This window comes from Brucella sp. 22210, assembly GCF_052045675.1.
In the GTDB taxonomy this organism is placed as follows: Bacteria; Pseudomonadota; Alphaproteobacteria; order Rhizobiales; family Rhizobiaceae; genus Brucella.
The window spans coordinates 41,324-65,122 of sequence record NZ_JBQEPD010000003.1; the positions used below are offsets into that span (position 1 = coordinate 41,324).

Sequence of the window (23,799 nt, forward strand, 5' to 3'; positions counted from 1 at the left end):
TAGCTCTTTGCAAGTTTTTACGCCAAATCTGCCGAACCTGTGCAAAGAGTCTCGCTCGTCTCGTAACGCACTGTTTTTAAACAATATATTTGACCGCATTATTTTGTTGCACGAAGGGTTGAGGGACAATGCCTTCCTTAAGTCAGGTTTTGGCGGTATGAAAAGGGACAGGTCGGCGATGTCGGGACGCGCCCGACGCGCTTGAATATGTGCCTGAAGGTCTGGGGCAGGGAATCGTGATCCGATTTGTATTGCGTAGTTTCGCGGTTATTTTTCTGGCGTTGGCGGTTCTCTTTGCCATTCTCGATGGCGCCCGTTCTGTCGGCGCGTCGAAGCTGGTTGCCAAACCACTGCTATCCATGTGGTCGCGTAATGCGCCGGAAACGCTGGCCGATGCAGAATCGTTCGTGACGCACTATATAGGAGCTACATTCTGGAACGCGGTCTGTGTTCCAGCGCTCGGGCAGCCCGGATGGCTTTTCTTCGGCGTGCTCGCATTGTTGTTCTATGTGATTGGTCATCGGCGCGGACGTCCTCTGGGGCGCTTCACGGCCTGACCGTCCATTCCGCCACAGGGCTACAGGAGGTTGAAGTCTATGAGTTTCCTCGACAGCTATCGCAAGAAGGTACAGATGCCCTCCACGGACGAGGCTTTGCCGGGTCGCGCAATAGCCCTTCCAACGTCGGCAACGCATTTCGTCTCGGACCATCCGTTGAAAGGCCCATGGCCGGAAGGTTTCAAGCAGATCCTATTCGGCATGGGCTGTTTCTGGGGTGCGGAGCGGCTGTTCTGGCAGGTGCCGGGCGTCTATGTGACGGCGGTGGGTTATGCGGGTGGCATGACGCCCAACCCGACCTATGAAGAAACCTGCACGGGACTGACCGGTCATGCCGAAGTTGTGCTGGTGGTCTATGATCCGAAAGTCGTGAGCCTCGATGAGCTGCTGACCCTGTTCTGGGAAGAGCATGATCCGACACAGGGCATGCGACAGGGCAACGATATCGGCACGACCTATCGTTCGGTGATCTACACCTTTGATGACTCGGATCGGGCGGCGGTTGAAAAAAGCCGCGATGCTTATGGGAAAGCGCTGGCAGGGCGCGGTCTCGGCCCGATCACTACGGAAATCGAAGATGCGCCGGTGTTCTATTATGCCGAGGATTATCACCAGCAATATCTGGCGAAAAATCCGAACGGATATTGCGGCCTGCGCGGAACTGGCGTGAGCTGCCCGATCCCGCTGGCACAGTAAACCCGTCTCGAAAAAAAGAATCGCGCGATCCTATCGCGCGATTTTCTTGTTCATGATCAGCATGCCGGCATAGTGGCCGTCGAGCTTTTCGAAATCCACCCAGCCGATCTGCCGGTAGAGGTCGGGCTTGTCCGTATAGAGATAAGCCTCGCCGTGGCCAAGTTCTGCGGCAGCCTTCTCGATGGCGTCGACAAGGCTCTTGGCGATGCCTCTGCCACGATAATCCGGCAGAACAAACACGCTGGCCACCCATGGCTTCAGATGCGGGTGCGTTTCCAGATCATTGTCGATCAAAAGCGCAATTCCTGCCAGTTCCCCATCAAAAAGTGCTATGCGCGCAATCTGCCCATCGTTGGCCTGCACGAGATTGTGGAAGTCTGTGACGGTCTGTTCCAGCGTTCCGCCGCAAAATTCGCCCCATTCGCCAAAATTCCATGTGGCGCAGGCAGGAATGAGGTCGGGACGGCCGGCTAGGTCGATGATTTCCAGCATTATTTTACCAGTGCGGAGGTTTGGTGACCGGCACATCGGGCGCGGTCTGTTCTTCCAGTTCCAGAAAACGGTCGGTCAGCGCGCCGAGCTTCTTGGAAAGCTGATCGATGAGCTTCCATTGCTCGGCCAGCACGGACGACAATTCGTCGATGGTCTTTTCCTGTTCGGCGACGCGAATTTCGAGCTCGGTCAGGCGTTGGTCCGCGGTCATGGTTGGGTTCCGTCATGTCAAGAATCTCAAGCATGCATCCTAGCAGAGAAACATGTCACTGCGTGAGGATCAGCGCTCCGTTTGCCACTTCATAATGGCGCAGGCGCTTGAGAAAAGTCATGCCGAGCAGGATGTCGGACAGTGCTTCATCGCGCAGCACGATTGCCTCGACATTTTCCAAGCGAATGCGCCCGATCTCCACGCTGCTGAGCACAGCGCGCGCTGCCGGTGTTTCGCCATTGGCTGTCGAAACACGATAACGGAAATCGTCGGGCCGGAGCGCAATGCCGATGCGCCGGGCGGTGCTGGCATTGATGGCAACCGAGCTTGCGCCCGTATCGATCATCCCGCGCAGATTCTGGCCGTTGAAACGGATATCGGTGATGAAATGCCCGCGGCTGTCTGGCGAAATCTGCGCGCTGCGTCCGCTATAGGCGGAAGAGTTTTGCGGGGAGGACGTGGAGGGCGTTGCCGTCGCGGCTTGCTCGACCGTTGCCGACTGGAATCTCTCGAAGAGAACAGGAAAGGCCGTGGCCAGTCCCGCCAGTATCAGAACAATAAAGAAAATCCGCGCCATGCTTACCCCGCTTTAAAGGCAGAGTATCCGGCGCGGATTACTGTCTGGTTACGTTTTAGAGCGGTTCCGGTTAAAACGAATCGTGGAACCGCTCTAACTTTTTGTTTTTACGCATTATCCTACGCAAAACCGCTACGCACTTTTGCTGGAAATGCTCTAGCTTATTTCGTGCCGTACATGCGGTCGCCCGCATCGCCGAGGCCCGGAACGATATAGCCCTTTTCGTCGAGGCGCTCGTCGATGGAAGCGGTGTAAACATCCACATCCGGATGCGCCTTGGTGAAGCGCTCGATGCCTTCAGGCGCTGCCAGCAGGCACAGGAAGCGGATATTGGTCGCGCCGCGTTCCTTCAGCTTGTCGATGGCGGCAATGGCCGAATTGGCGGTGGCAAGCATCGGATCGACCACGATGATAAGACGATTGACGATGTCTTCCGGCGCCTTGAAGTAATATTCGACCGGCTGCAGCGTGTCGTGGTCGCGATAGAGGCCGATATGGGCGACGCGGGCTGCGGGTACCAGATCGAGCATGCCTTCCAGAAGGCCGTTGCCCGCGCGCAGGATCGAAGCGAAGACCAGCTTCTTGCCTTCGAGGATCGGCGCTTCCATCGGCATAAGCGGGGTCTCGATCTCCATGGTGGTGAGCTCGAGATCGCGCGTCACTTCATAGCAAAGCAACAGCGAAATTTCTTTGAGAAGCCGCCGGAAGCTGGCTGTCGAAGTCTCGCGCTTGCGCATGAGGGTGAGCTTGTGCTGGACAAGCGGATGGCTGACGACTGTAACGCCCATGATCTTTCCACTTTTCTTGTTATCGTTTTGAACTTTAGCGGCAGATTGCGCCGGAGAAAACGCGTGGCAAGCGCACACGCACAGTTTTATGTCTCTTTGGCCATTTTTCAACGCCGGTGCAAGCTCGTTTAAGGGCCATGATCACAAAAGGGGTAGTGATAAAACGTCTGTGCTTGTATCGTTCGGCACAAGCTTTATATGCATAACCGAAAATCGTTTTCGTCAGACTATTCAAAAGCAGGATGAGCTATGAGCCAGCAGAACGGCAATGCGGACCGCGTGGGCGCAAAAGGCGGCATGGAGCATTCATTCGGCTTCCAGTCGGTTGACGAAAACGAAAAGCAGACCTTGGTCAACGACGTTTTCCATAAGGTCGCCAACAAATACGACGTGATGAACGATCTCATGTCGGCAGGCATGCACCGCGTCTGGAAGGATGCGATGATCGCCTGGCTCGCGCCATCGAAGCGCCCGGGCTGGACATCGCTCGATGTGGCTGGCGGCACTGGCGATATCGCCTTTCGCATTGTCGAGGCTTCGGGCCGTCAGGCGCATGTGACCATTCTCGACATTAACGGCTCGATGCTGGGTGTCGGTCGCGAGCGCGCGATCAAGAAGGGCCTTGCTGACAATCTCGAATTCGTTGAAGCCAATGCCGAGGAACTGCCCTTCGAGGATAACAGTTTCGACGCCTATACGATTGCCTTTGGCATTCGCAATGTGCCGCATATCGACAAGGCCCTGTCGGAAGCCTATCGCGTGCTGAAGCCGGGCGGCCGGTTCATGTGCCTCGAATTTTCCGAGGTCGAACTGCCGATCCTCGACAAGGTCTATGACCAGTGGTCGTTTCAGGCCATTCCGCGCATCGGCAAGATGATTACCGGTGATGCGGATTCCTACAGCTATCTGGTCGAATCGATCCGCAAATTCCCCAAGCAGCAGGATTTCGCCGCCATGATCGAAACCGCCGGTTTCGAGCGCGTGAGCTATCGCAATTTCACTGGCGGTATTGCGGCGCTTCATTCGGGCTGGAAGCTTTGATCATGCCTGTCATGAATTCGGGCTTGGATGCAGGGGCGGGCACTATCGCATGAGTAATCTTTCCGCCGCTTTCCGGTTGGCGCGCGCCGGATGGATTTTGACGCGTGAAGGCGTGATCAGTGCGCTTCCCGTAGAAGGGCTTTCCGGTCTTCCGGCTTTCGGTCACAAGATTGCAGGCATGCTGGCGCGTCCGCGTGCGCGACACATGCAGCGTTCAGAGCGCATGTCCCGGGCGATGAACAAGCTTGGCCCATCCTATGTGAAGCTTGGCCAGTTTCTGGCGACCCGTCCGGATATTGTCGGGCGCGATGTGGCTGCCGATCTGGAGCTTTTGCAGGATCGTCTCGATTATTTTCCGCAGGCTGATGCGGTTGCGGGTATCGAAGGGTCGCTTGGTCGCAAGATCGATGATCTTTACCTGCAGTTCGATGCGCCGATAGCGGCGGCGTCGATGGCGCAAGTGCATCCGGCGGAAGTCATGAAGGACGGCAAGCCGACGAAGGTTGCGGTCAAGGTGATCCGCCCCGGCGTTCGCCAGCGTTTTGCCCGCGATCTTGAAGGTTTCTACATGGTTGCGCGCATTCAGGAGCGCCATGTGCCCTTCACGCGCCGCCTACGTCCGGTTCAGGTTGTCGAAACGCTGCAACAGACCACCCGCATCGAGATGGATCTGCGACTGGAAGCGGCAGCGCTTTCCGAGATTGCCGAAAACATCAAGGGCGATGAAGGTTTCCGCGTTCCGCAGGTGGATTGGGAACGTACCGGTCGCGATGTGCTGACGCTGGAATGGATCGATGGCACCAAGATGTCAGATGTTTCGGCTCTGGCTGCTGCTGGCTTCGATCTGAAGAAGCTTGCCGAAACGCTGATCCAGTCTTTCTTGCGCCACACGCTGCGCGACGGCTTTTTCCATGCCGACATGCATCCGGGCAATCTGTTCGTCGATCCGCAGGGTATCATCGTTGCGGTCGATTTCGGTATTACCGGACGGCTCAACAAGCAGCAGCGGCGCTTCCTGGCAGAAATTCTCTATGGCTTCATCACGCGCGATTATATGCGCGTGGCGGAGGTGCATTTCGAAGCAGGCTACGTGCCGCATACCCATGATGTGGCAAGCTTTGCGCAGGCCATCCGCGCTATTGGTGAGCCGATCCACGGCCAACCGGCGGAAACCATTTCCATGGCCAAGCTGCTGACGCTGTTGTTCGAAGTGACCGAGCTTTTCGACATGGAGACCCGGCCGGAACTCCTGATGCTCCAGAAAACCATGGTTGTGGTTGAAGGCGTGTCGCGCACCCTCGATCCGCATTTCAATATGTGGAAAGCGGCTGAGCCTGTTGTCGGCGACTGGATCCGCAAGAATCTCGGCCCGCAGGGCATGTTGCTCGACGCCAAGGACAGCGCCTATGCGCTGCTGCATTTCACCCGCAAGACGCCGGAACTGGTGGCGCGTGTTGAACGCGTTTCGGTAGCGCTGGATGATATGGCTGCCAATGGCTTGCGCTTCGATGCTGCCACGGCGGAAGCCATCGGTCGCGCCGAAGCCAAGCATTCGCGCTGGGGTCGTATCGCACAGGTGGTGATTGCAATTGCGCTGGCTGCGATAGCGATTAAGTTTGTGGCCGGCTGAAGTTTCGAGCTATCGGTTTTATTTTGCTTGGCAAATTGATTGCATACCAACAAGCTTTTTGTTGACCTACAGGCAAGCTTGTTGTTCGGCTCTGTCGCCTCGAATTGCACCTGACGCTGTTTTCGTTAAATCTAGACTAACTACAGGAATAAATTTTCCATACATTTCGCAATAATCTTTCTGATACTCCAGAGCACTTTTCCGCCCGTCATCTTGTCCGAATAAATAGAAAAAGGCAATTATTGGTAAATTTTTAGCATCTTCTTCTGTCCAAATGCTAGTAATGAGTTCATTCCAGTATTTCGATTTTGTTTTTATCTGCACATCAATCGATGTTAGAAATGGATCCATTTTATTTGGCTCAAATGAACATTGTTGCGGTACAATCGGGCTGCCGATTCCGTTGGGTAAATACTTTTTGATGAAGGCGTCTGCTGTTGTGATGGAAACATCAGGGCACGAGGAAAAGCTTTCAGCCTTGTTCTGGATATCTGCGAAGCCGCAACCATGTGACGCTGCCGAATGATAGCTGGGTATGACTGAAAGTGAATCGAATGGATATATGCAATAATATTGGAGAAACGCTTTTTCGCTTCCATCATGTTGATCGTATATATATCCAGAAGGGCTAAATAAATAAGTAGTAGGTATATCATATCTTAGATATGAAAAAGAGACGGCATTTCTTGGGTCATTTATATCTGGAATCCATGCATGGCTTTCTGAGGTCTCCTTTCCATGGACAATTATACCTGAACATGAAATTGGAGAAATTCTAAGTAAATTTACGGCGAGACGACAATCTTTATTATTGTAGTATAATTTATCTAGTTTAGATACAGACTCCTCCAGTTTATCAGATATTTCATCAGAATTTGCGTGCGATGTGACGATGTATAATGATATAATTACGATAAACAACCTGAATATTTGCATTATTTTTCTCCTATCGAGGATTATATTTCTATAAATACATAATATTGTCACCCGTCGTACATGACAGGTTGTATATTCCGCCAGTCATTGATGGTGAAATTTATGATGACAATTATGATATGATATGATTTCATTGATTGCACTTGCAATAAGCCGGTGCAATCAAATGGCCAGTATCACTATCCGTAATCTCGACGATGCCGCCAAGGAAAAGCTGCGTATGCGCGCTGCGCGCAACGGGCGTTCCATGGAAGAGGAAGCACGGCTTCTTCTGACCGGGCTGGAAGAAACTGCGCAGGTTACGCCTGCGCCGGCTGGTCAGAACAAGGTTGGTGCGTCACTCGCGGGCAAGCGCGTTCTGCTCATCATTGGTGGCGGTATTGCGGCTTATAAGACGCCCGATCTGATCCGCCGATTGCGCGAGCGTGGCGCACAGGTTCGCCCCTTGATGACGGCTGCCGCCCAGCAATTCGTGACGCCGCTGACCATCGGCGCGGTTTCCGCCGATCATGTTTTCACCGATCTGTTTTCGCGGGAAGATGAGCAGGATGTCGGGCATATAAGGCTGGCGCGTGATGCCGATCTGATCGTCGTTGCGCCTGTGACCGCCGATCTGATGGCCAAGATGGCCAATGGTCTGGCTGACGATCTGGCCAGCGCCGTTCTGCTGGCGCGCAAGGTCCCGGTTCTGATTGCACCTGCCATGAACCCGGCCATGTGGGACAATCCGGCGACCCGGCGCAACCGTCTGACACTGGAAAAGGACGGCGTGCATTTCATCGGCCCCGAGAAGGGCGAAATGGCGGAAAGCGGCGAAGCGGGAACGGGCCGGATGAGCGAGCCTCTGGCCATCGTGGCGGCAGTGGAAACTCTGTTGTCTCCGCGCGCACTGCCGCTGGCTGGAAAATCCATCGTCATGACGTCCGGGCCGACGCATGAGCCGATTGACCCGGTGCGCTACATCGCCAACCGCTCGTCGGGCAAGCAGGGCCACGCTATCGCAGCTGCACTGGCGCGACTGGGCGCAACGGTGCATCTGGTGTCCGGCCCGGTCACTCTTGCCGATCCTGAAGGCGTCGATGTCATTCATGTCGAGACGGCGCGGGAAATGCAGGCTGCCGTGGAGCGACATTTGCCCGCCGATGCGGCGATCATGGTCGCAGCTGTTGCCGACTGGCGAACCGCCAATGAAGCCGGACAGAAGATCAAGAAGAAGCCCGGAGAAGGCGCTCCAACGCTTGCCATGGTCGAGAACCCCGACATTCTGGCTGGAGTTGGGCATAGCGACAGGCGCCCGGGTCTGGTGGTCGGCTTTGCAGCCGAAACGCAGGACGTGGCCGACAATGCGAGAGCCAAGCTTGAGAAAAAGGGCGCGGACTGGATCGTCGCCAATGATGTTTCCTATGGCGCGGATGGCAGCAGCGTCATGGGCGGCGACCACAACCGCGTGCGGATTTTAAGCCGCTCCGGCATTGAGGAATGGCCGGAAATGAGCAAAGGCGAAGTCGCCGAAAAACTGGCTGCGAAAATTGCTGAACGGCTGATCGACGCGAAACGCTAACGCATTGCCTGTGGGGAGGTCTAGAAGAACTCGTCCAGCAGGCGGTAATAGGTGATCTTGGCGTCGTCGATGGTCGTTGCGCCATAGAGGTCGAGGAAAGATTTCACCCACTCGTCGCCGAGATTGTAGCGGATGCTCCAGCAGGCGAGTCCCAGATCCTGATGGCGGTCTGCAAGGCCGAGCCTGCCGCAGTCGATAAAGCCGGTGAAAGTGCCGTCGCTTGCCATGAAATTTGGCAGGCAGGCGTCGCCATGGGTGACGACAACATCTTCCCGCGACGGTTTCAGGCGGCATAGTTCGGAGAACAAATCTTCGGCGCTGCGGCCTTCGCGCTCATCATCGAAATCATCTTCATCGACCGCACCCGCTTCCACGCGCTTGCGTGCATCTTCAATGCGGTGCGCCAGCCGGTGGTCGAACGGGCAGGCCGCGGGATCGACGCTGTGCAGTGCCTTCAAGGCTGTCGCGAGAATGGCGACGATCCGGTCAGGCGTAAGAGTGCCGACAGACGACGCGAGGTCGGACCCGGCAAGGCGCGTCATCAGGAGAAAATGGCGGTCGGCCATCGTTTCAAAAGCGACGACCCTGGGGCAGGGCAGATCCTGTGCGGAAAGCCATTCAAGCCGGGCGCGTTCATCGGCCAGTTCGCTGACCGTGCTTGCCGGTTCGATTTTCAGAACAAGCGGTTCGTGCGCATTTTGATCGAGCAGCAGGACATTGGCAGTCGAACGGCCAAGCTCGTCCTGCTGGCTGCTATAACCAGCAAGCCGATGCAGCAGTGCATCAGGCAGGTTTAGAGCAGCCAGAACAGGATCGGTCATAGCAACTTACCGCATCAGGCCTTGTCGCGGACCTGATAGTCCTTGATGGTCGCAAAGCGGATATTCTTCCAGCGCTCGGCTTCGTAATTGAGCGAAAAGCCGTTCTGCGCCAGAAACACCGGATCATTGTCGAGATCATGCGCAATGTCGGCGCGATGAGATGCGATGAAACGGTCGAGTTCAGCCGGATCATCTGCCGTAATCCACCGGCAGACCGAGAAGCGCGACATTTCAAAGCCGACCGGCAGCGAATATTCCACTTTCAGACGTTCGGTCAGAACGTCGATCTGGAGCGCACCAACGACACCGACAATCGCCGGAGAACCATCATCGGGCACGAACAGCTGCACGACGCCTTCTTCGGCCATCTGTTGCAGCGCTTCGCGCAGCTTCTTGGCCTTCATCGCATCGTCGAGACGCACGCGGCGCAGAATTTCCGGCGCGAAGTTCGGTACACCACGGAACAGGATATCCTCGCCCTCGGTCAGCGTGTCGCCGATGCGCAGCGTGCCGTGGTTCGGGATGCCGACCACGTCACCAGCAAAGGCTTCGTCGGCGATCTGGCGTGAACGCGCAAAGAAGAATTGCGGCGCAGACAGGCTCATCGGCTTGCCGGTGCGCACCAGCTTGGCTTTCATGCCGCGTGACAGCTTGCCCGAGCAAACGCGCAGGAAGGCGATGCGGTCGCGGTGGTTCGGGTCCATATTGGCCTGAATCTTGAACACGAAGCCGGTCATCTTGTCTTCGGTGGAACCGACCATGCGCGTGTCGGCCTGCTGGTCGCGCGGCGAGGGGCCGAAATCGCAGAAGGCTTCAATCAGGTCGCGCACGCCGTAATTCTTCAGCGCCGAACCGAAATAGACCGGCGTCATATGGCCTTCGCGGAAGGAAGCAAGGTCAAACGGACGGCAGACGCCGCGCGCCAGTTCCGTATTTTCCAGCCAGGCTTCGCGCTCGTTTTCAGGCAGCAATGCGGCGGCTTCTTCCGGGCCGCTGACCTTGGTCGGCTGCTCTTCATTGTCCTGACGGCGCATTGTATTGTTATGCAGGTCGAACGTGCCTGCAAAGCTCTTGCCCGAGCCGATAGGCCAGGTGATAGGCGCCGTGTCGAGCGCCAGCTTTTCTTCGATTTCGTCGAGGATTTCGAGCGGATCGCGTGCTTCGCGGTCCATCTTGTTGACGAAGGTGACGATTGGAATGTCGCGCATGCGGCAGACTTCGAACAGCTTCAGCGTGCGTGGCTCGATACCCTTTGCGGCGTCGATGACCATGACGGCGCTGTCGACTGCGGTCAGCGTGCGGTAGGTGTCGTCTGCGAAGTCTTCGTGGCCCGGCGTATCGAGCAGGTTGAAGATGCAGTCCTTGTATTCGAAGGTCATCACCGAGGTGACGACCGAGATACCGCGGTCGCGTTCGATGTTCATCCAGTCCGAACGGGTCTGGATGCGATCCTTCTTTGCCTTCACTTCACCGGCAAGCTGGATGGCGCCGCCAAACAGCAGCAGCTTTTCGGTCAGCGTGGTCTTACCGGCGTCCGGGTGCGCGATAATCGCGAATGTGCGGCGCTTGGAAACGGGATTGTCAGCAGGCATGAAGAAACTCGTGATGGCGAAATGTTGGGCCGCGCAAATATGCGCCGCAAAGATGTTGCGCTGCATCTAGCAGTCATTGGGCAGAATCTCAACAAGCGCCGTGTCCCGCATAGGGCTAGAAATGAAAAAGCGGCGCTGAACACGCCGCTTTTATAGAAATGATCAGGATTTTACCGGCTTTTGATGCCAAGACCGAAGGCGATGTAAGTCCAGCCCTGGAAAATCAGATCGATAGCCAGGAAAAGGCCGAGGATGAACAGGCTGTTGACCGGCCATTGAATGGCGATGATAAGGCCGAGCAGCGCGGTGATGACACCACCGGCCACAATCCAGCCCCAGCCGGATGCGGGCTTCGACTTGAAGCCCATCCAGACGCGGAAAAGGCCGGAGCCGAGAAGGGCTGCCGCCAGCAGGAATGTCAGGATGCCTGCCGCCAATATGGGGTTGATGAAGGTGATGACACCCGCTGCCGCATAAAGCAGGCCGCTCAAGAGCCAGAAGAAAAACCGGCCCCAGGTTTTCACGCCGAAAGCATGGATGATTTCGATCACGCCGGCGATCAGCATCATCATGCCGACATAGTAGACCGAAACGACCGTGGCCAGCACCAGATTGCCGAAGGCGATGCCGCCCAGAATGAGAAGCGCCACGCCGAGCGCAACGAACCAGCCCCACTTGGATGTCAGCTCTGTCGGTAACACCGGATTGTCGAAATCTTTGTTCGTCGTTGCCATCGAATAACCCTCTTGTCCCTCGAATTGTCGTGACCCAATTTTCGTAACCTACGCAACAATATAAGGCATGCGGAGCGTTTGACCAGCATTGGCAGCGCGTGCCGGTCGTACCAGCCTGTTGGGCCCCTGAAACCACGCCTGTTTCAGGCGCAGGCGACCATATCTCTTTGTTTTTGCGCATAAACTAATTCGTGGCGGTTGCACTTTTTTGGCCCGTTTGGCTCTATCTCTTTGCCGTTACACCTGTTTTAATCTCTATCGGCTACATATTTCAGGAACTTGACGCGGGGGCGCTGCCGGTTTCCCGGTACTCAATTGTTGTTGGAAAAGTCTGTTCGATGTTCGATCTGGTTTCCCATTATTGGCCGCATATTCTGGCTGTCCTGTCGATTGTGCTGGGCACGATAGCGGCTATTCATGCGACCATGACCAAGGACGAAGTACGCACCGCACTTGGCTGGGTTGGCGTGATCGTGCTGTCGCCCATCGTGGGGGCGGTCGTCTATGCCATTGCGGGCGTCAATCGGATCAGGCGCTCGACACTCACCCAGCAGCGCGCGCAGGGGCATATCGCGCTTTATCACCTCTCTCATTTCGACACGACCAACGACCTTGTGCGCGCCGCTTTCGGGCGCCAGTTCGGCGCCATGAAAATTCTAGGCGATGCCGTCAGCCTTTATGATTTCACCAGCGGCAATCGCATCGAAATGCTGGAAACCGGCGACGAGGCCTATGCCGCCATGCTGGAAGCCATCAGCAAGGCCGAGCGCAGTATCTTGCTGGAAACCTATATTTTCGACCGTGACGCCATCGGCATCCAGTTTGCCGAGGCGCTGGGCGCTGCCGTCAAGCGGGGCGTGGAAGTGCGGGTGCTGATCGATGCGGTCGGCGCGCGTTACTCCATCCCGAGCATTGTGAGCCTGCTCAAGGAAAATGGTGTGACGGTCGATGTCTTCAACGGCAACATCATCATCGGCTTGCGCCTGCCTTATGCCAATCTGCGCACCCACCGCAAAATCCTTGTCGTGGACGGGCGATACGGCTTTACCGGCGGCATGAATATCCGCGCCGGTTTCGTGCGGGCGATTGCTGGCGATGCGGTGGCGATCGATACGCATTTCCGGCTGGAAGGACCGGCCATTGCCGATCTTTTCCACATCGCTTCCGAGGACTGGCGATTTGCAACGGGTGAATTGCTGACCGGTGACGCATGGCGCATTGCCGCGCCCGAAAGCCCGCCAGGTACAGGTACGCTGGTGCGCGTGGTCGGCTCCGGCCCCGACAAGAATGTCGAAACCAACCATCGCATGATGATGGGCGCTTTCTCGATAGCCGAGCAGCATATCCTCATCATGTCGCCCTATCTGTTGCCGGATCGGGAATTGATCAGCGCGCTGGTCACCGCGGCGCGGCGCGGCGTGTCGGTGGATATCGTCGTGCCGGGGGTCAACAATCTCAAGCTTGTCGACCGAGCGATGCGAGCCCAGTTCGACCAGCTTTTGAAGGATGGCTGCCGCATCTGGCGCGCGGGCGGCGCGTTCAACCATTCCAAGCTGATGACGATTGACGGCACCTGGTCTTATGTCGGCTCCTCGAATATCGATCCGCGCTCGTTGCGGCTCAATTTCGAGATCGATCTGGAAATTCTGGATCGCGATGTGGCGCGTCAGGTGGAAGAACGGATCGGCAAGGTCATCGAGGAGAGCCGTCAGGTCAATCTGACCCGTCTCAAGAACCGCCCGTTTCTGGTGCGCCTGATCGACCGGATCATCTGGCTGGGTTCGCCCTATCTATGAGCCGGTTCTGCTTGCGGGTATCTCCGGATTGAGATTGTGCAACAGGTCTATTTATTTTCACGCATTTCCAGACGCAAAACCGTTTCACACTTTTGCTGGAAATGCTCTATCGCCGTCTTCAGGTCGAGATGCGCCTTGATCGGCAGATGGTCGGATGCCATGCGCGCCAGCGGCGTGTTGTGAACTTCCACCGAGGTCACGAGATTATGCGGTGCACCCATCACCCGGTCGAGCGCGAAGACCGGAAAACGTGACGGAAAGCTCGGCACCGCCGTTGCAACGTGGTTGAAGGTCGGCATGAGCGCGGCGAGCGAGGAACGCTTGCCGATGCGCCATTCATTGAGATCGCCGATCAACAGCGTCGGCAGCGTGTCGGCTTCCTGCAAGGCGGTGAGGATGCTTTCCGCCTGCTGCTCGCGGGAGCGTTTCAGAAGGCCCAGATGCGCGGCGATCACGCGCAACGGTCCCGCCGGAAATTGCAGGTCGGCGACAAGCGCGCCGCGTGGTTCCACGCCGGGCAATTTCAGCTGTTGGACATTGCGGACAATGCCCTCGCGAAACAGCAGTACATTGCCATGCCAGCCATGCCCCTTGGGCATTGTGGAGGTGATGGGGACGGGAATGAGGCCGTGGCGGCGTTCCAGCAGGCCAAGGTCGAGAAGCCCCGACCGTTCACCAAAACGCTTGTCGGCTTCCTGCAACGCTATAACATCCGCGTCGATTTCGCTGATGACATCTGCGGTGCGCTGCGGATTGAACTGCTTGTCGATGCCGATGCATTTGTGAACATTATAGGATGCAATAACAATATCACCGCCAGTGATATTGGCGTTGAGAGGCCTGAAACCCGGCCTGTTGCGGATCGCCGTCAGGATCGACTTCGATATCCGGTTTGCTTCCTTTTTCTTCTGCACCCTTTTCACCCGTAAGGTCGTCAGTTCAAGATGAATATTTCAAATCTATACTCTTCTATATAGATAGTTTGCTATGCAATTTGAACAGACCCGCCACGCACAATTGAGTGTTTAGGGCAGATGTTCAGCGGGCAATGAAACGAACCAGCCTGTCGGTCAGGCCGCGGTAGGGCGGCTTGATGAGGTCGCTTGGGGCAGGCGCATATTTCGTCAGTATCGGCATGACCTTGGAAAAGGTCAGGAAACCATCATAACCGTGATACTGGCCCATGCCGCTCGCGCCGACGCCGCCGAAGGGCAGGCTGGTGCAGGCAAAATGATAGAGCGTGTCGTTGATGCAGACCCCGCCTGCGACCACATGGGCGAGGATGGTCTCGATCTCGGGTGTATTCTCGCTGAAACAATAAAGCGCCAGCGGGCGGTCATGGCCCAGCACATGGGCAATGGCGTCATCGGTCGAGCGATAGCTGATGATCGGTAGCAGCGGTCCGAAAATCTCTTCCGCCATGATGGCGCTGGTCGCTTGCGGCTCAAGAATAAGCGTCGGCGTCATGAGGCGCGGTTCGGTCGATGGCGCGAGCAGCTCGACGATGCCTTCGCTCTTGTCCTTCGCATCGGCCAGCAGGCCGGTTAGCCGCTGCAACTGCGCATCGTTGATGATGGTGGTGCGGTCTGGATCTGCGGACGCGCCGCCAAAACGAGCCTGCATTTCCGCGCGCAGCAGGGCAATGAATGCGTCGCGTTTGCTGTGGTGGATCAGCACGTAATCCGGCGCGATACAGGTCTGTCCGGCATTGAAGAATTTGCCGTTTGCGATGGCGCGTGCGGCCCGCACCAGATTGGCGTTTTCGCTGACGATGGCGGGAGACTTGCCGCCCAGTTCCAGCGTCACCGGCGTCAGATTGGCCGCTGCTGCCGCCATGATCTTGCGCCCGATGGCGGTGGAACCGGTAAAGAACAGATGGTCGAAAGGCAGGCTGGCAAAGCGGGCCGAAAGCGCTGCATCGCCTTGCACCACGGCAACACGATTGTCCGGAAAGACCGCGCTGATGAGCTTTTGCAGAAAGGCTGCCGTCTGTGGCGTGTGTTCGGACGGTTTGATCAGAACATGATTGCCTGCCGCAATGGCGGCCACCAGCGGTGCGAGCGCCAGATTGACCGGATAGTTCCACGGCGCGATGACGCCCACGACACCCAGTGGCACGAAGCGAAGCTCTGCTTTCGCCGGCCATAATTTCCAGCCCGCCTTGCGGCGTTTCGGCTTCATCCAGCGCTTGAGATGATGCAGCGCATCATCGATTTCGGCAAAGACCACGCTTGCTTCACCCAAAAGAGTTTCGTGCGCGGAGCGGTTTCCAAAATCGGCGCTGATCGCCTTCGCCATGTCGTCAAGCCGGGCCGCCAGGCCAGCGCGCAGGCGCTTGAGATCATCGATGCGCTGCTCATAGGGCGGGCGATGATCCAGCCATGACTGACGCAGACGGGCGAAAGCCGCGTCGAGATTATCGCTCATGGGTGAAATCCTCCGTCGACCGGGCGAACAGGAACTGCGCCACATAATAGGTGGCGAGCACCCAGAACCCGCTCAGCGGAATGTCGAAGCGAAACCGGTCATAGGCCAGCAGCGTGTCGCTGACCATGAAGCACACACCGCCCAGTGCCGCCAGCCAGGCGGCATAGTGTTGCGGTGTTTCCGGTTCCGTGCCGGTTGCCCGGCTGAAAGCCTGCGCGGCCATGACGCCGAGAGCTGCGGCATAGATGATGACGGGGATTTTCATGGCCCCCGGCAGGGCCGTCCAAAGACCGGTGATCACCGCAAAGGCCGCAAGCGAGAAAACGACAAAGGCGCCCTTGTTCTGTGCAAAGCGGGTATGGCGCGACAGGGCGTAAATATAGGCGCAATGGGTGACGAGAAAGCAAATCAGCCCGGCCATGAAATAGTCGCCGGGCAGCATCAGGAAAAAGTCGCCAAGGGCGGCGCAGGCAAGGCCGAAGGCCACGGCAAAGCCATAAGATTTCGAGCGCGGCTTGCCGGAACAGAGCACTGCCGCCAGCAGGAACAGCGTTGCGGTCGGTTTGGTGAGATAATGCAGCCAGCGCCAGAAAGAGGTCTCGCCATTATAGCTCAGCAGACTGCCCGCGATGGCGCAGACCGCGCAGAACAGGAACAGTCCATAGAGCGTCCGATTCCGCCCGAATTCCAGCAGACCCTTGTGCCGCATCTCAACTCCCCCGTTTTATGCTGTGGGTTTATTCTTGTGTTGCCGCTGCCTCGCGCCGCCTTTTGCGGCCGATGCGTTCGGCACGGGTGGAAAGCTCCGTATTCCCCTCAAGATCGGTTTGCAGGATCAACCCTTCCTGCTTCAGCCACCGGATAATCTCGCCGAATGCGCGGTCGTAATCGGGCTGTTCCATGGCGGGCCTCTTAGTCGTTCTGCCGAGACAAACAACGCACAATCTATTGCTAACTATTTGTTTTTACGCATATGAAAACACAAAACCATTCCATACTTTTGCTGGAAATGCGTCCCGTTGCAAGGCGGAAAATGTCACCGTCATGAACGCTTCAAATCTTGCCGCTATCAGATAGGCTTTCTGTTTGTGAACCGGGCAAGGTGCGTTTGATGAAGTCTCCGTTTTTTGTTGCAGCATTTTACGCCGTTGTTTCTTTGACGACTGCGGCCTTCGCGCAGGATTTCAAAAAGCCCACGCTGCTTGGGGAGATCGTGCTGCCAACCGGCCTGCAAATCGCAGGCGTCGAGTTCGGTGGCATATCCGGCCTCGACTATGATGCGGCGCACGACATCTACTACGCCATTTCCGACGACCGTTCCGAAAAGGCGCCAGCCCGGTTCTATACGCTCAAGATCGTTGCTGACGAAAAGGGGCTGCACAGCGTCGATATCCTTTCCACCGTCACGCTGTTGAATGCCGAGGGCAAGCCCTTCGCGATCAAGGATGTCGATGCGGAATCCATTCGTTTCCATGCGGGCACCGGCACGCTGTTCTGGACCAGCGAAGGCGACCGCAATGGCAAGCCAGCCGTGCGGGAATCGCGCATTGATGGCAGCCTGATCCGTGAATTTACCTTGCCCGATTATTACATCCCGAATGGCGATGGCGCACGCGGCATTCGCGACAACCTGTCCTTTGAAAGCCTGACCTTTTCGCCGGATGGCAAAGCATTGCTTGTCGGGCTGGAAAATGCGCTGCTTCAGGATGGTGACAAGGCAACGCTGGAAAAAGGCAGTCGCGCCCGCATACTCGCCTTCGATATTCTGTCCGGCGCGGTGAAGGCGGAATATGCCTATGATACGGGCCCGATCTTCACCAAGGCGACCAAGCTGCCCTATTGGAACGACAACGGCATGTCGGAATTTCTCGCCTGGGGTGATGATCTGCTGACGGTCGAACGCTCCTATGCGCATGGCGTTGGCAGCCGGATCAATTTCTACCGCGCGCGTTTTGCCGGGGCGACCGATACTAGCGGCATGGCGACACTCAAGGATGTTTCGCTGACGCCGATGGCCAAGGAAGCTGTCCTGCGGCTGGGGGAAGGTGATTTCGGCCTCGACATCGATAATATTGAGTCGGTCACCTGGGGTCCGATAATCGGCGGCCGTAAAACGGTGGTCATCGCTTCCGATAATAATTTCAATCCGGAACAATTTACTCAGTTTGTCATGTTTCAGCTTGATGAAGAAGCAAATTGAATTCAGGTTCAAGTATAAATCAATTAAGTAAGCATGGTAATTCTTCTAAATAAACCTGCACCAACCCGATGTGGGTTTATACAGCCATAAGCTGTTCAAAATATTGTGTTTTATAAAAATTACAGTCCGGTAGCGAAAATGTGACATCAGACTGTCGTCAAATCGATTATATATTCCAGCTTCGCCTTGGGAGCACTTTCAATCTGGTCAATCAGATTGGTGCTCCTCTTATGTATCTTACGCACATCTTGCCCAAAAACCGTTTCACACTTTTTGGGATGTGCGTTTCACCATTCAAGAGGGAATACATGCTGTCACAAGCCAAGGTAGACCAACTCGGAATTACGATCGATGTGTATCAGAAAGCGGCGAAGCAGTGGGTTGCTTCCGGCATTTATGAAGGCCATCACATCGTCGTCGAAAACCAGACGCAGGGTACCGCCGTCAGCGCATGGCGTGACCGGGCGCTTTCCGTTTCGGATTGCGGAACCGCTCAATAGCATTTGAGTTTGTTTCAAAAGGCGGCCAACGGTTGGCCCGCCGCCAATTTCTTTTCAAAGCTGGGCTGTTACGGTCGATTTTCAGATGACTGCAACAGCCGTTACTATCAAATTCCTTGGGGCTAGCCCCCGCGTTCCTCGAACCCTTCGGCATTACCTTCGTCCACCTTGTGACGCAGATATTGCTTCAGCCGGTTGATATCATCGCTCTGCCAGTTTTCGGCGCCGGTGATGTCACGCCAGGCTTCCAGATAATGCTCAGGGGCATAGACATGTCCATGCCCCATGGGCGCGCTGTCGGCAAATGCCATGTCGACCACCAGTTGCAGCGCGGTCACGATCGGATACCAGCGTAAATCGGCTGATACATCGGGACCGCGCGGCTCTTTCATCCAGTCCGGCTCGCGATAGAACATGCTGCTGTTGAAGAACACGATGGCATCGCTGGCATATTGCAGATAGATCGTGCGCATCACGCCCCATTCGTTGCCATTGCCGGGCGCTTCGCCATTCTGGTTCATGAAGCGCACGAAGGCGCCGTCGCGCACCACGGGCAGCCATTCCGGCGTATCGGCATTGCGGCTGCGCGTCAGCGAACGCCACAGCGCGCTGGGGAAGGGCGGGCCGCTCCACAGGGCGCCATTCAGGGGCGCATCCAATATTTCAAACAGCGATACCGAGCTTTGCGAATTGAAAGCGCCGAGGCTCAGACCATGCAGATAAATCTTCGGTCGTTTGTCGACGGGCAGGCTTTTCCAGTAATCATAGACCGTTTCAAACAGCGCGCGCGCCGACTCCGCGCCATATTCCGGCTGGAACAGCAGCGATAGCGGGCTGTTCAGATAGGAATATTGCATGGCAATGCTGGCAACGTTACCGTCGCGCAGATATTCCAGCCCGATCATGGCGGAGGGATCGACCCAGCCCGTACCGGTCGGCACGATGATCACCAGCGCAGACCGGTCGAAGCCTTTCTGCCGCTTCAGCTCTTCAAGCGCCTGTTGCGCCCGTTCCTGCGGTGTCCGGCTGACATTGAGCCCGGCATAGACGCGGATCGGGTCCATGGCCGTGCGTCCGGTAAAGGCGGAAATCTCGGCTGCGGTCGGCGCGGTGGCGACATATTCACGCCCGGCGCGTCCCAGATCCTCCCAGTTGATCAGGGACGCGGCGCTGCCGGTCTTGTCGGGCGAGGATGGCTGCACGCGGTCCGGCTCCATCAGGGCGTCATAGCGCTTGAAGGACGCATCGAGCGATTTGAACGCTGTATTGATCAGCACGCCATTGGCGACGGTCCAGATCAGGAAAGCCGTCACCGAGGCCGCAATGACGTTTGCAACGCGCCTTGGCATGATGCGGCGCATCTTCGCCGAGAAATAGCGGCCAATGCGAATGAGGATGCGGGCGATGATCAGCAGCACCAGAAAGACGGCAATGGCAATCGCGGTCAGGGTCGCGGGATAGGCGGAAGGCACCGGCGGCATATCCATGGCCGTGCGGATCGAGTTCTGCCAGCCAGCGGATGAGCGAAGGGCGATCAGCGCCACGGCAAGGCAGACAATGCCCACGACGATTTTCAGGATGGCGCGCTTGCGGCCCTGTATTTCCGGCAGTTCGAGATAGCGCCACAGCGCACCGAAAAGCACGCCGATGCCATAGCCGATTGCGAAGACCAGCCCGCACAGCGCACCCTGAATGACATAGGTGCGCGGAATAAGGCTCGGCGTCAGCGCTGCGGCAAAGAACAAGGTGCCGAACGCCAGTCCGGTCGCGCAGAATGACGAGGTGCCGCGAAAAAGGGCGAGAACGAAGGCGCGCATCAACACTTGCTCCAACGGAATTGCTCGTCTTTGGATATAGTTAGCACAAGTCAGAGTAAAGGCCGTTGGCAGGATTGCTAATCGCGCTGCAATCTCCGCGAGACGAATCAATTGAGCCGGATTACCAATTGCGAGGGGCTGCTATGCGGCGGCCTTTTGCCCTTTATGGTCAGGGTGTCCGCGATTATGTCCAGGCTTTTTGGAAGCTAAAGGTCGTGGGGGCGTGGCTCTACACGGTTACTAACGCCCTGACCGCCAAGGAGCATGAAGTGGACTGCTATACAGCGGCCCATTGTTCTTTATGGCCGGGGGGCCTGTCGCGTATAAAACAGGTTCACCGAACCAAAGGCTGCGGGGGCCATCACACAGTTGGCTTTTCCACTCCCCGGTCACCAAGGCCTATGCGTAGCGCTGCAATCTCTGCGAGACGAATCAACTTAGCCGGGTTACCAATTGCAAGGGGCTGCTCTGCGGCGGCCTTCGCTCTTTATGGTCAGGGTGCCCGCGGCGAATGTCCAGGCTTCTCAAAAGCTAAAGGCCGTGGGGCCGGCTCGATACGGTTGCGAACGCCCTGACCGCCAAGGATCGAACAGCAAAACTAGTGCTTGCCTCTACAAACAAGGAACTCTTTGCCCTTTATGGTCAGGGTGCCCACGGCGGATGTTCAGGCTTCTTAGAAGCTAAAGGTCGTGGGGCTGTTTGAGCGCGGTTTACTACACCCTGACCACCAAGACCTATGCGCTGCGCTGCAATCTCTGCGAGACGAATCAACTTAGCCGGGTTACCAATTGCAGGGCGACTGCTTGCGGCGGTTCTTCGCTTTTTATGGTCAGGGTGCCCGCGACGAATGTCCAGGCTTCTCAGAAGCTAAAGGTCGTGGGACCGGAACAGTACACGGTTACGATCACCCTGACCACCAAGGCTCATGAGAAAAGGCATAGCCGCGCGTGTTTCCTGCGCAAAACTGCCGCTGAATATTACTTCATTCTAAAACAGAGATATCGTATGGTCGCTGCGGTTAGCCAGCCATCGATTTCGCTTGTTTCACAGTGCCTTGCGATCATCCGGCAGAAGCGTGTCGCTTGGCAGATTTTGCATGTGACAAGCTGCTAGAAATCCTCTACGCCTAGCGATGGACCGCTACGCGGCGGTCTTGGGCGTGGAAACCCAATTCAAGCGGTTGGTATTGGCCGTTACAGTACCAAATTCCTTGACCTCATGGTCGGGGAGCCTGTGGCGTATGCAACAGGTTCACCGAACTAAAGGCTACAGGGACCGTCTTGAACGGTTTTCCAACTCCCCGATCACCAAGGATCAAGAGGAGGGCACAACGCGGGGGCGTACCGCGAGAGTGCACCGGGTGGAGACCGATCGTGACGAAAATGCTCAGTTTCTATGCAATCACCGATGACGTTATGCCGGAATGGGATGATGCGTTCTATGTGGACTTGTCAGAGGCCGAAGCTGCAATCCAGAGAACGCTGAAAGAATCCGAAGAACTGGTCGTCGTTTGGCCCAGCCGTCCGCAGCATCGTTCGAGAGCGCTTTACCTTGAGCGCGTCAGCGTTCCGTTTACCGAGGAAACACTGTTTGCCTTGCTGAATAACAAGGGGCCGCTCAGCGTTTTTGCGGAGCGGGAAGTCCTCAACGTGTATTACACATACGGAGCGACCTGGTTGGGGCCGGGCTTCTGCTCTTAAAGTCAATCAGCAGGAGCGCCAGTCGGTCCTGCTGTTTTCCTGCCAGCCGCATTTGTGCAGCAGCGGCGTGTCGTCGGTGAAGCTCGGCCAGCCGACGCACAGATAAAGGCTGAAACGCCAGTTCGCCGGCACGTCGAAAAGCCGTTCCATGGCCACCGGGTCGAGTATAGACACCATGCCGACACCAAGGCCCAGCGACCGGGCGGCGAGGTTGAGATTTTGCACGGCCATCGCCGTGCTTTGCTCCAGTGTGGAAGCCATCGACTGTCGCCCGAGGCCATGCCCTTCCGCCGGTTCCGTTTCCGTGAAAATGGCAAGCTGCAACGGGGCGACGGCAAGCCCCTCCAGTTTCAGGTCACGATAGGCCTCGGCGCGTGCGCCGTCGTAAATCTGTGCTGCTTTGCGGTTGGCCTGCCTGAAGGCATCATGGACCGCCTGACGCTTCTCAAGGCTTTCCACGGCGAAGACGCGCCAGGGCCGCGCATTGCCGACAGAGGGCGCACAATCCATCGCCTGCCGCAGCGCTTGAATCATCGCTTCGTCTATCGGCTCGCTGCGAAAATGACGAACATCCCGCCGCCATTTCAGAAGCTCGAAAAAGGCGTCGCGATCAGCGGAGGTGAACTGCATAGCTGTCTTCCTGAAGCTCAGGCCGGGCTTTGGCCGCACGGGCATGCGATAGGCCCGGATAGCAAAAAAGCCCGCTTGCGCGGGCTTTTTGGGGTGCTTCTGAACCTTGGTAGTGGTCCGAAGACTTAGGAATGGTGCCCAGAAGAGGACTCGAACCTCCACGCCCTTGCGAGCGCCAGCACCTGAAGCTGGTGCGTCTACCAATTCCGCCATCTGGGCGACGAGGACCCATCTAAGGGGTCAGCTTGCCTCTGTCAATCGCGTTTTCGAAATTCAGTGAGCTTTTTTTCAAGCTGTCCGTTTTCCGTGTTGAAAACGCCATCGGGCGCGGTGTCGCGCCCGATAAAATTGCTGCCAACTGCGTGTCAGGCTTCCAGAATTTCCTTAGAGGCCACAGTCGAATCAGCATTAAGCCGGTAAATGATCGGCACGCCGGTATTCAGTTCCTGCTTGAGAATCTGTTCCGGCGTCAGGCCGTCGAGCGCCATGATGAGCGCGCGCAGCGAATTGCCGTGTGCAGCCACCAGAACGCTCTCGCCGCGCAGCACATGCGGCTGGATCTGATGCAGATAATAAGGCCAGACGCGCGCGCCCGTATCCTTCAGGCTTTCGCCGCCCGGAGGAGGCACGTCATAGGAACGGCGCCAGACATGGACCTGCTCTTCGCCCCACTTGGCGCGGGCATCGTCCTTGTTGAGGCCGGAGAGATCGCCATAGTCGCGCTCGTTCAGGGCCTGATCGCGGATCGTTTCAAGGCCAGACTGGCCCAGCTCATCCAAAATGTGCTGGCAGGTGGTCTGTGCACGGCTCAGCACCGACGTATAGGCGATGTCGAATTTCAGGCCCGCAGCCTTGAGGCGCTGGCCAGCGGCCTTGGCTTCGGCATGGCCCTGTTCGGTCAGGCCCGGATCGCGCCAGCCGGTGAAAAGATTCTTCAGGTTCCATTCGCTTTGGCCATGGCGAACCAGGACGAGAGTACGAGACATATGCAATGCTCCGTTGGTGGAAGGATCAGAGCGCATCCCGAAAAGTGTGAAACGGTTTTCGGAAAAGATGCGCGTTAAACCAGATAATTAAAGCGCCTTTCGATCTG

24 protein-coding genes and 1 tRNA gene are annotated in these 23,799 nt (G+C 56.8%); 9 read left to right on the plus strand and 16 right to left on the minus strand.

Annotated features, from left to right (window positions below; all coding sequences use genetic code 11):
- The first annotated feature begins 236 nt into the window (after positions 1 to 236).
- Positions 237 to 557, plus strand: a complete 321-nt coding sequence (locus ACTJKP_RS05155) for a hypothetical protein (protein WP_078339959.1) — start codon at positions 237 to 239, stop codon at positions 555 to 557.
- Between the two features lie 39 nt (positions 558 to 596).
- Positions 597 to 1,253 carry a peptide-methionine (S)-S-oxide reductase MsrA gene (gene msrA / locus ACTJKP_RS05160; protein WP_440629908.1) on the plus strand — a complete coding sequence of 219 codons (657 nt, stop codon included), beginning with the start codon at positions 597 to 599 and terminating at the stop codon, positions 1,251 to 1,253.
- A gap of 30 nt (positions 1,254 to 1,283) precedes the next feature.
- On the opposite strand, the gene ACTJKP_RS05165 is transcribed toward msrA, so the two are convergent.
- From ACTJKP_RS05165 to upp, 4 genes are all read right to left on the minus strand, one after another.
- Positions 1,284 to 1,745 (minus strand): GNAT family N-acetyltransferase, encoded by a 462-nt coding sequence (locus tag ACTJKP_RS05165; RefSeq protein ID WP_440629909.1) that lies wholly within the window; start codon positions 1,743 to 1,745, stop codon positions 1,284 to 1,286.
- A gap of 4 nt (positions 1,746 to 1,749) precedes the next feature.
- Positions 1,750 to 1,956: a SlyX family protein gene (locus ACTJKP_RS05170; protein WP_078339885.1), complete on the minus strand. Its 207-nt coding sequence runs from the start codon at positions 1,954 to 1,956 to the stop codon at positions 1,750 to 1,752.
- Positions 1,957 to 2,011: 55 nt separating this feature from the next.
- The gene (locus tag ACTJKP_RS05175) at positions 2,012 to 2,533 is read right to left on the minus strand and encodes a retropepsin-like aspartic protease family protein (RefSeq protein WP_440629910.1); all 522 of its coding nucleotides are present in this window, start codon (positions 2,531 to 2,533) and stop codon (positions 2,012 to 2,014) included.
- Positions 2,534 to 2,694: 161 nt separating this feature from the next.
- Complete coding sequence (gene upp / locus ACTJKP_RS05180) at positions 2,695 to 3,321, minus strand: uracil phosphoribosyltransferase (protein ID WP_078339887.1); 627 nt, start codon at positions 3,319 to 3,321, stop codon at positions 2,695 to 2,697.
- Between the two features lie 249 nt (positions 3,322 to 3,570).
- On the opposite strand from upp, the gene ubiE reads away from it, so the two are divergent.
- A complete protein-coding gene (gene ubiE / locus ACTJKP_RS05185) occupies positions 3,571 to 4,362 on the plus strand; it encodes a bifunctional demethylmenaquinone methyltransferase/2-methoxy-6-polyprenyl-1,4-benzoquinol methylase UbiE (RefSeq protein ID WP_138787244.1) in 792 nt (263 codons plus the stop codon).
- Positions 4,363 to 4,411: 49 nt separating this feature from the next.
- Entirely contained in the window at positions 4,412 to 5,992 is a 1,581-nt protein-coding gene (gene ubiB, locus ACTJKP_RS05190; RefSeq protein WP_440629911.1) for a 2-polyprenylphenol 6-hydroxylase, read from the plus strand.
- Between the two features lie 66 nt (positions 5,993 to 6,058).
- On the opposite strand, the gene ACTJKP_RS05195 is transcribed toward ubiB, so the two are convergent.
- A complete protein-coding gene (locus ACTJKP_RS05195; RefSeq protein ID WP_440629912.1) occupies positions 6,059 to 6,928 on the minus strand; it encodes a hypothetical protein in 870 nt (289 codons plus the stop codon).
- 166 nt (positions 6,929 to 7,094) lie between these two features.
- On the opposite strand from ACTJKP_RS05195, the gene coaBC reads away from it, so the two are divergent.
- Positions 7,095 to 8,489 (plus strand): bifunctional phosphopantothenoylcysteine decarboxylase/phosphopantothenate--cysteine ligase CoaBC, encoded by a 1,395-nt coding sequence (coaBC, locus tag ACTJKP_RS05200; protein WP_440629913.1) that lies wholly within the window; start codon positions 7,095 to 7,097, stop codon positions 8,487 to 8,489.
- A gap of 20 nt (positions 8,490 to 8,509) precedes the next feature.
- Here the strand turns inward: coaBC and ACTJKP_RS05205 are convergent, their stop codons facing one another.
- The 3 genes from ACTJKP_RS05205 to ACTJKP_RS05215 all read right to left on the minus strand — a co-directional run bounded on the left by ACTJKP_RS05205 (position 8,510) and on the right by ACTJKP_RS05215 (position 11,636).
- Complete coding sequence (locus ACTJKP_RS05205; RefSeq protein ID WP_440629914.1) at positions 8,510 to 9,310, minus strand: APH(3')-II family aminoglycoside O-phosphotransferase; 801 nt, start codon at positions 9,308 to 9,310, stop codon at positions 8,510 to 8,512.
- A gap of 14 nt (positions 9,311 to 9,324) precedes the next feature.
- Complete coding sequence (locus tag ACTJKP_RS05210; RefSeq protein ID WP_078339961.1) at positions 9,325 to 10,902, minus strand: peptide chain release factor 3; 1,578 nt, start codon at positions 10,900 to 10,902, stop codon at positions 9,325 to 9,327.
- A 170-nt stretch (positions 10,903 to 11,072) separates the two neighbouring features.
- Positions 11,073 to 11,636: an HdeD family acid-resistance protein gene (locus ACTJKP_RS05215; protein WP_078339891.1), complete on the minus strand. Its 564-nt coding sequence runs from the start codon at positions 11,634 to 11,636 to the stop codon at positions 11,073 to 11,075.
- Between the two features lie 338 nt (positions 11,637 to 11,974).
- Here ACTJKP_RS05215 and cls point away from each other — a divergent pair, with 338 nt between their 5' ends.
- Positions 11,975 to 13,432 carry a cardiolipin synthase gene (gene cls, locus ACTJKP_RS05220; protein WP_440629915.1) on the plus strand — a complete coding sequence of 486 codons (1,458 nt, stop codon included), beginning with the start codon at positions 11,975 to 11,977 and terminating at the stop codon, positions 13,430 to 13,432.
- Between the two features lie 47 nt (positions 13,433 to 13,479).
- Here the strand turns inward: cls and ACTJKP_RS05225 are convergent, their stop codons facing one another.
- The 4 genes from ACTJKP_RS05225 to ACTJKP_RS05240 form a co-directional block, all read right to left on the minus strand.
- Entirely contained in the window at positions 13,480 to 14,346 is an 867-nt protein-coding gene (locus ACTJKP_RS05225; RefSeq protein ID WP_078339893.1) for an endonuclease/exonuclease/phosphatase family protein, read from the minus strand.
- A gap of 124 nt (positions 14,347 to 14,470) precedes the next feature.
- Positions 14,471 to 15,859, minus strand: coding sequence for a coniferyl aldehyde dehydrogenase (locus ACTJKP_RS05230; protein WP_440629916.1), 1,389 nt, complete (start codon positions 15,857 to 15,859; stop codon positions 14,471 to 14,473).
- Positions 15,849 to 16,568, minus strand: a complete 720-nt coding sequence (locus ACTJKP_RS05235; RefSeq protein WP_440629917.1) for a lysoplasmalogenase — start codon at positions 16,566 to 16,568, stop codon at positions 15,849 to 15,851. Before ACTJKP_RS05235 ends, ACTJKP_RS05230 begins: the two co-directional genes overlap by 11 nt.
- A gap of 28 nt (positions 16,569 to 16,596) precedes the next feature.
- Positions 16,597 to 16,761 carry a hypothetical protein gene (locus ACTJKP_RS05240; protein WP_162762703.1) on the minus strand — a complete coding sequence of 55 codons (165 nt, stop codon included), beginning with the start codon at positions 16,759 to 16,761 and terminating at the stop codon, positions 16,597 to 16,599.
- Between the two features lie 209 nt (positions 16,762 to 16,970).
- Between ACTJKP_RS05240 and ACTJKP_RS05245 the strand changes: the two genes are divergently transcribed.
- Both ACTJKP_RS05245 and ACTJKP_RS05250 read left to right on the plus strand, forming a co-directional pair.
- Positions 16,971 to 18,059: an esterase-like activity of phytase family protein gene (locus ACTJKP_RS05245; RefSeq protein ID WP_440629918.1), complete on the plus strand. Its 1,089-nt coding sequence runs from the start codon at positions 16,971 to 16,973 to the stop codon at positions 18,057 to 18,059.
- 308 nt (positions 18,060 to 18,367) lie between these two features.
- Positions 18,368 to 18,559, plus strand: a complete 192-nt coding sequence (locus ACTJKP_RS05250) for a hypothetical protein (RefSeq protein WP_078339897.1) — start codon at positions 18,368 to 18,370, stop codon at positions 18,557 to 18,559.
- Positions 18,560 to 18,681: 122 nt separating this feature from the next.
- On the opposite strand, the gene ACTJKP_RS05255 is transcribed toward ACTJKP_RS05250, so the two are convergent.
- Positions 18,682 to 20,376, minus strand: a complete 1,695-nt coding sequence (locus ACTJKP_RS05255; RefSeq protein WP_440629919.1) for an alpha/beta hydrolase — start codon at positions 20,374 to 20,376, stop codon at positions 18,682 to 18,684.
- Between the two features lie 1,373 nt (positions 20,377 to 21,749).
- On the opposite strand from ACTJKP_RS05255, the gene ACTJKP_RS05260 reads away from it, so the two are divergent.
- The gene (locus ACTJKP_RS05260) at positions 21,750 to 22,076 is read left to right on the plus strand and encodes a hypothetical protein (protein ID WP_440629920.1); all 327 of its coding nucleotides are present in this window, start codon (positions 21,750 to 21,752) and stop codon (positions 22,074 to 22,076) included.
- Positions 22,077 to 22,082: 6 nt separating this feature from the next.
- On the opposite strand, the gene bluB is transcribed toward ACTJKP_RS05260, so the two are convergent.
- The 3 genes from bluB to ACTJKP_RS05275 form a co-directional block, all read right to left on the minus strand.
- A complete protein-coding gene (gene bluB, locus ACTJKP_RS05265) occupies positions 22,083 to 22,706 on the minus strand; it encodes a 5,6-dimethylbenzimidazole synthase (protein WP_440629921.1) in 624 nt (207 codons plus the stop codon).
- A gap of 132 nt (positions 22,707 to 22,838) precedes the next feature.
- Positions 22,839 to 22,925: transfer RNA gene (locus ACTJKP_RS05270), tRNA-Leu, on the minus strand.
- Between the two features lie 146 nt (positions 22,926 to 23,071).
- Positions 23,072 to 23,692 (minus strand): 2,3-bisphosphoglycerate-dependent phosphoglycerate mutase, encoded by a 621-nt coding sequence (locus ACTJKP_RS05275; RefSeq protein ID WP_078339901.1) that lies wholly within the window; start codon positions 23,690 to 23,692, stop codon positions 23,072 to 23,074.
- Positions 23,693 to 23,799 lie beyond the last annotated feature (107 nt).

Coding starts and splice junctions, on each gene's coding strand:
- msrA (WP_440629908.1), top strand. CDS start 597: ATGAGTTTCCTCGACAGCTATCGCAAGAAGGTACAGATGCCCTCCACG.
- ACTJKP_RS05165 (WP_440629909.1), bottom strand. CDS start 1,745: ATGCTGGAAATCATCGACCTAGCCGGCCGTCCCGACCTCATTCCTGCC.
- ACTJKP_RS05170 (WP_078339885.1), bottom strand. CDS start 1,956: ATGACCGCGGACCAACGCCTGACCGAGCTCGAAATTCGCGTCGCCGAA.
- ACTJKP_RS05175 (WP_440629910.1), bottom strand. CDS start 2,533: ATGGCGCGGATTTTCTTTATTGTTCTGATACTGGCGGGACTGGCCACG.
- upp (WP_078339887.1), bottom strand. CDS start 3,321: ATGGGCGTTACAGTCGTCAGCCATCCGCTTGTCCAGCACAAGCTCACC.
- ubiE (WP_138787244.1), top strand. CDS start 3,571: ATGAGCCAGCAGAACGGCAATGCGGACCGCGTGGGCGCAAAAGGCGGC.
- ubiB (WP_440629911.1), top strand. CDS start 4,412: ATGAGTAATCTTTCCGCCGCTTTCCGGTTGGCGCGCGCCGGATGGATT.
- ACTJKP_RS05195 (WP_440629912.1), bottom strand. CDS start 6,928: ATGCAAATATTCAGGTTGTTTATCGTAATTATATCATTATACATCGTC.
- coaBC (WP_440629913.1), top strand. CDS start 7,095: ATGGCCAGTATCACTATCCGTAATCTCGACGATGCCGCCAAGGAAAAG.
- ACTJKP_RS05205 (WP_440629914.1), bottom strand. CDS start 9,310: ATGACCGATCCTGTTCTGGCTGCTCTAAACCTGCCTGATGCACTGCTG.
- ACTJKP_RS05210 (WP_078339961.1), bottom strand. CDS start 10,902: ATGCCTGCTGACAATCCCGTTTCCAAGCGCCGCACATTCGCGATTATC.
- ACTJKP_RS05215 (WP_078339891.1), bottom strand. CDS start 11,636: ATGGCAACGACGAACAAAGATTTCGACAATCCGGTGTTACCGACAGAG.
- cls (WP_440629915.1), top strand. CDS start 11,975: ATGTTCGATCTGGTTTCCCATTATTGGCCGCATATTCTGGCTGTCCTG.
- ACTJKP_RS05230 (WP_440629916.1), bottom strand. CDS start 15,859: ATGAGCGATAATCTCGACGCGGCTTTCGCCCGTCTGCGTCAGTCATGG.
- ACTJKP_RS05235 (WP_440629917.1), bottom strand. CDS start 16,568: ATGCGGCACAAGGGTCTGCTGGAATTCGGGCGGAATCGGACGCTCTAT.
- ACTJKP_RS05240 (WP_162762703.1), bottom strand. CDS start 16,761: ATGGAACAGCCCGATTACGACCGCGCATTCGGCGAGATTATCCGGTGG.
- ACTJKP_RS05245 (WP_440629918.1), top strand. CDS start 16,971: ATGAAGTCTCCGTTTTTTGTTGCAGCATTTTACGCCGTTGTTTCTTTG.
- ACTJKP_RS05250 (WP_078339897.1), top strand. CDS start 18,368: ATGCTGTCACAAGCCAAGGTAGACCAACTCGGAATTACGATCGATGTG.
- ACTJKP_RS05255 (WP_440629919.1), bottom strand. CDS start 20,376: ATGCGCGCCTTCGTTCTCGCCCTTTTTCGCGGCACCTCGTCATTCTGC.
- bluB (WP_440629921.1), bottom strand. CDS start 22,706: ATGCAGTTCACCTCCGCTGATCGCGACGCCTTTTTCGAGCTTCTGAAA.
- ACTJKP_RS05275 (WP_078339901.1), bottom strand. CDS start 23,692: ATGTCTCGTACTCTCGTCCTGGTTCGCCATGGCCAAAGCGAATGGAAC.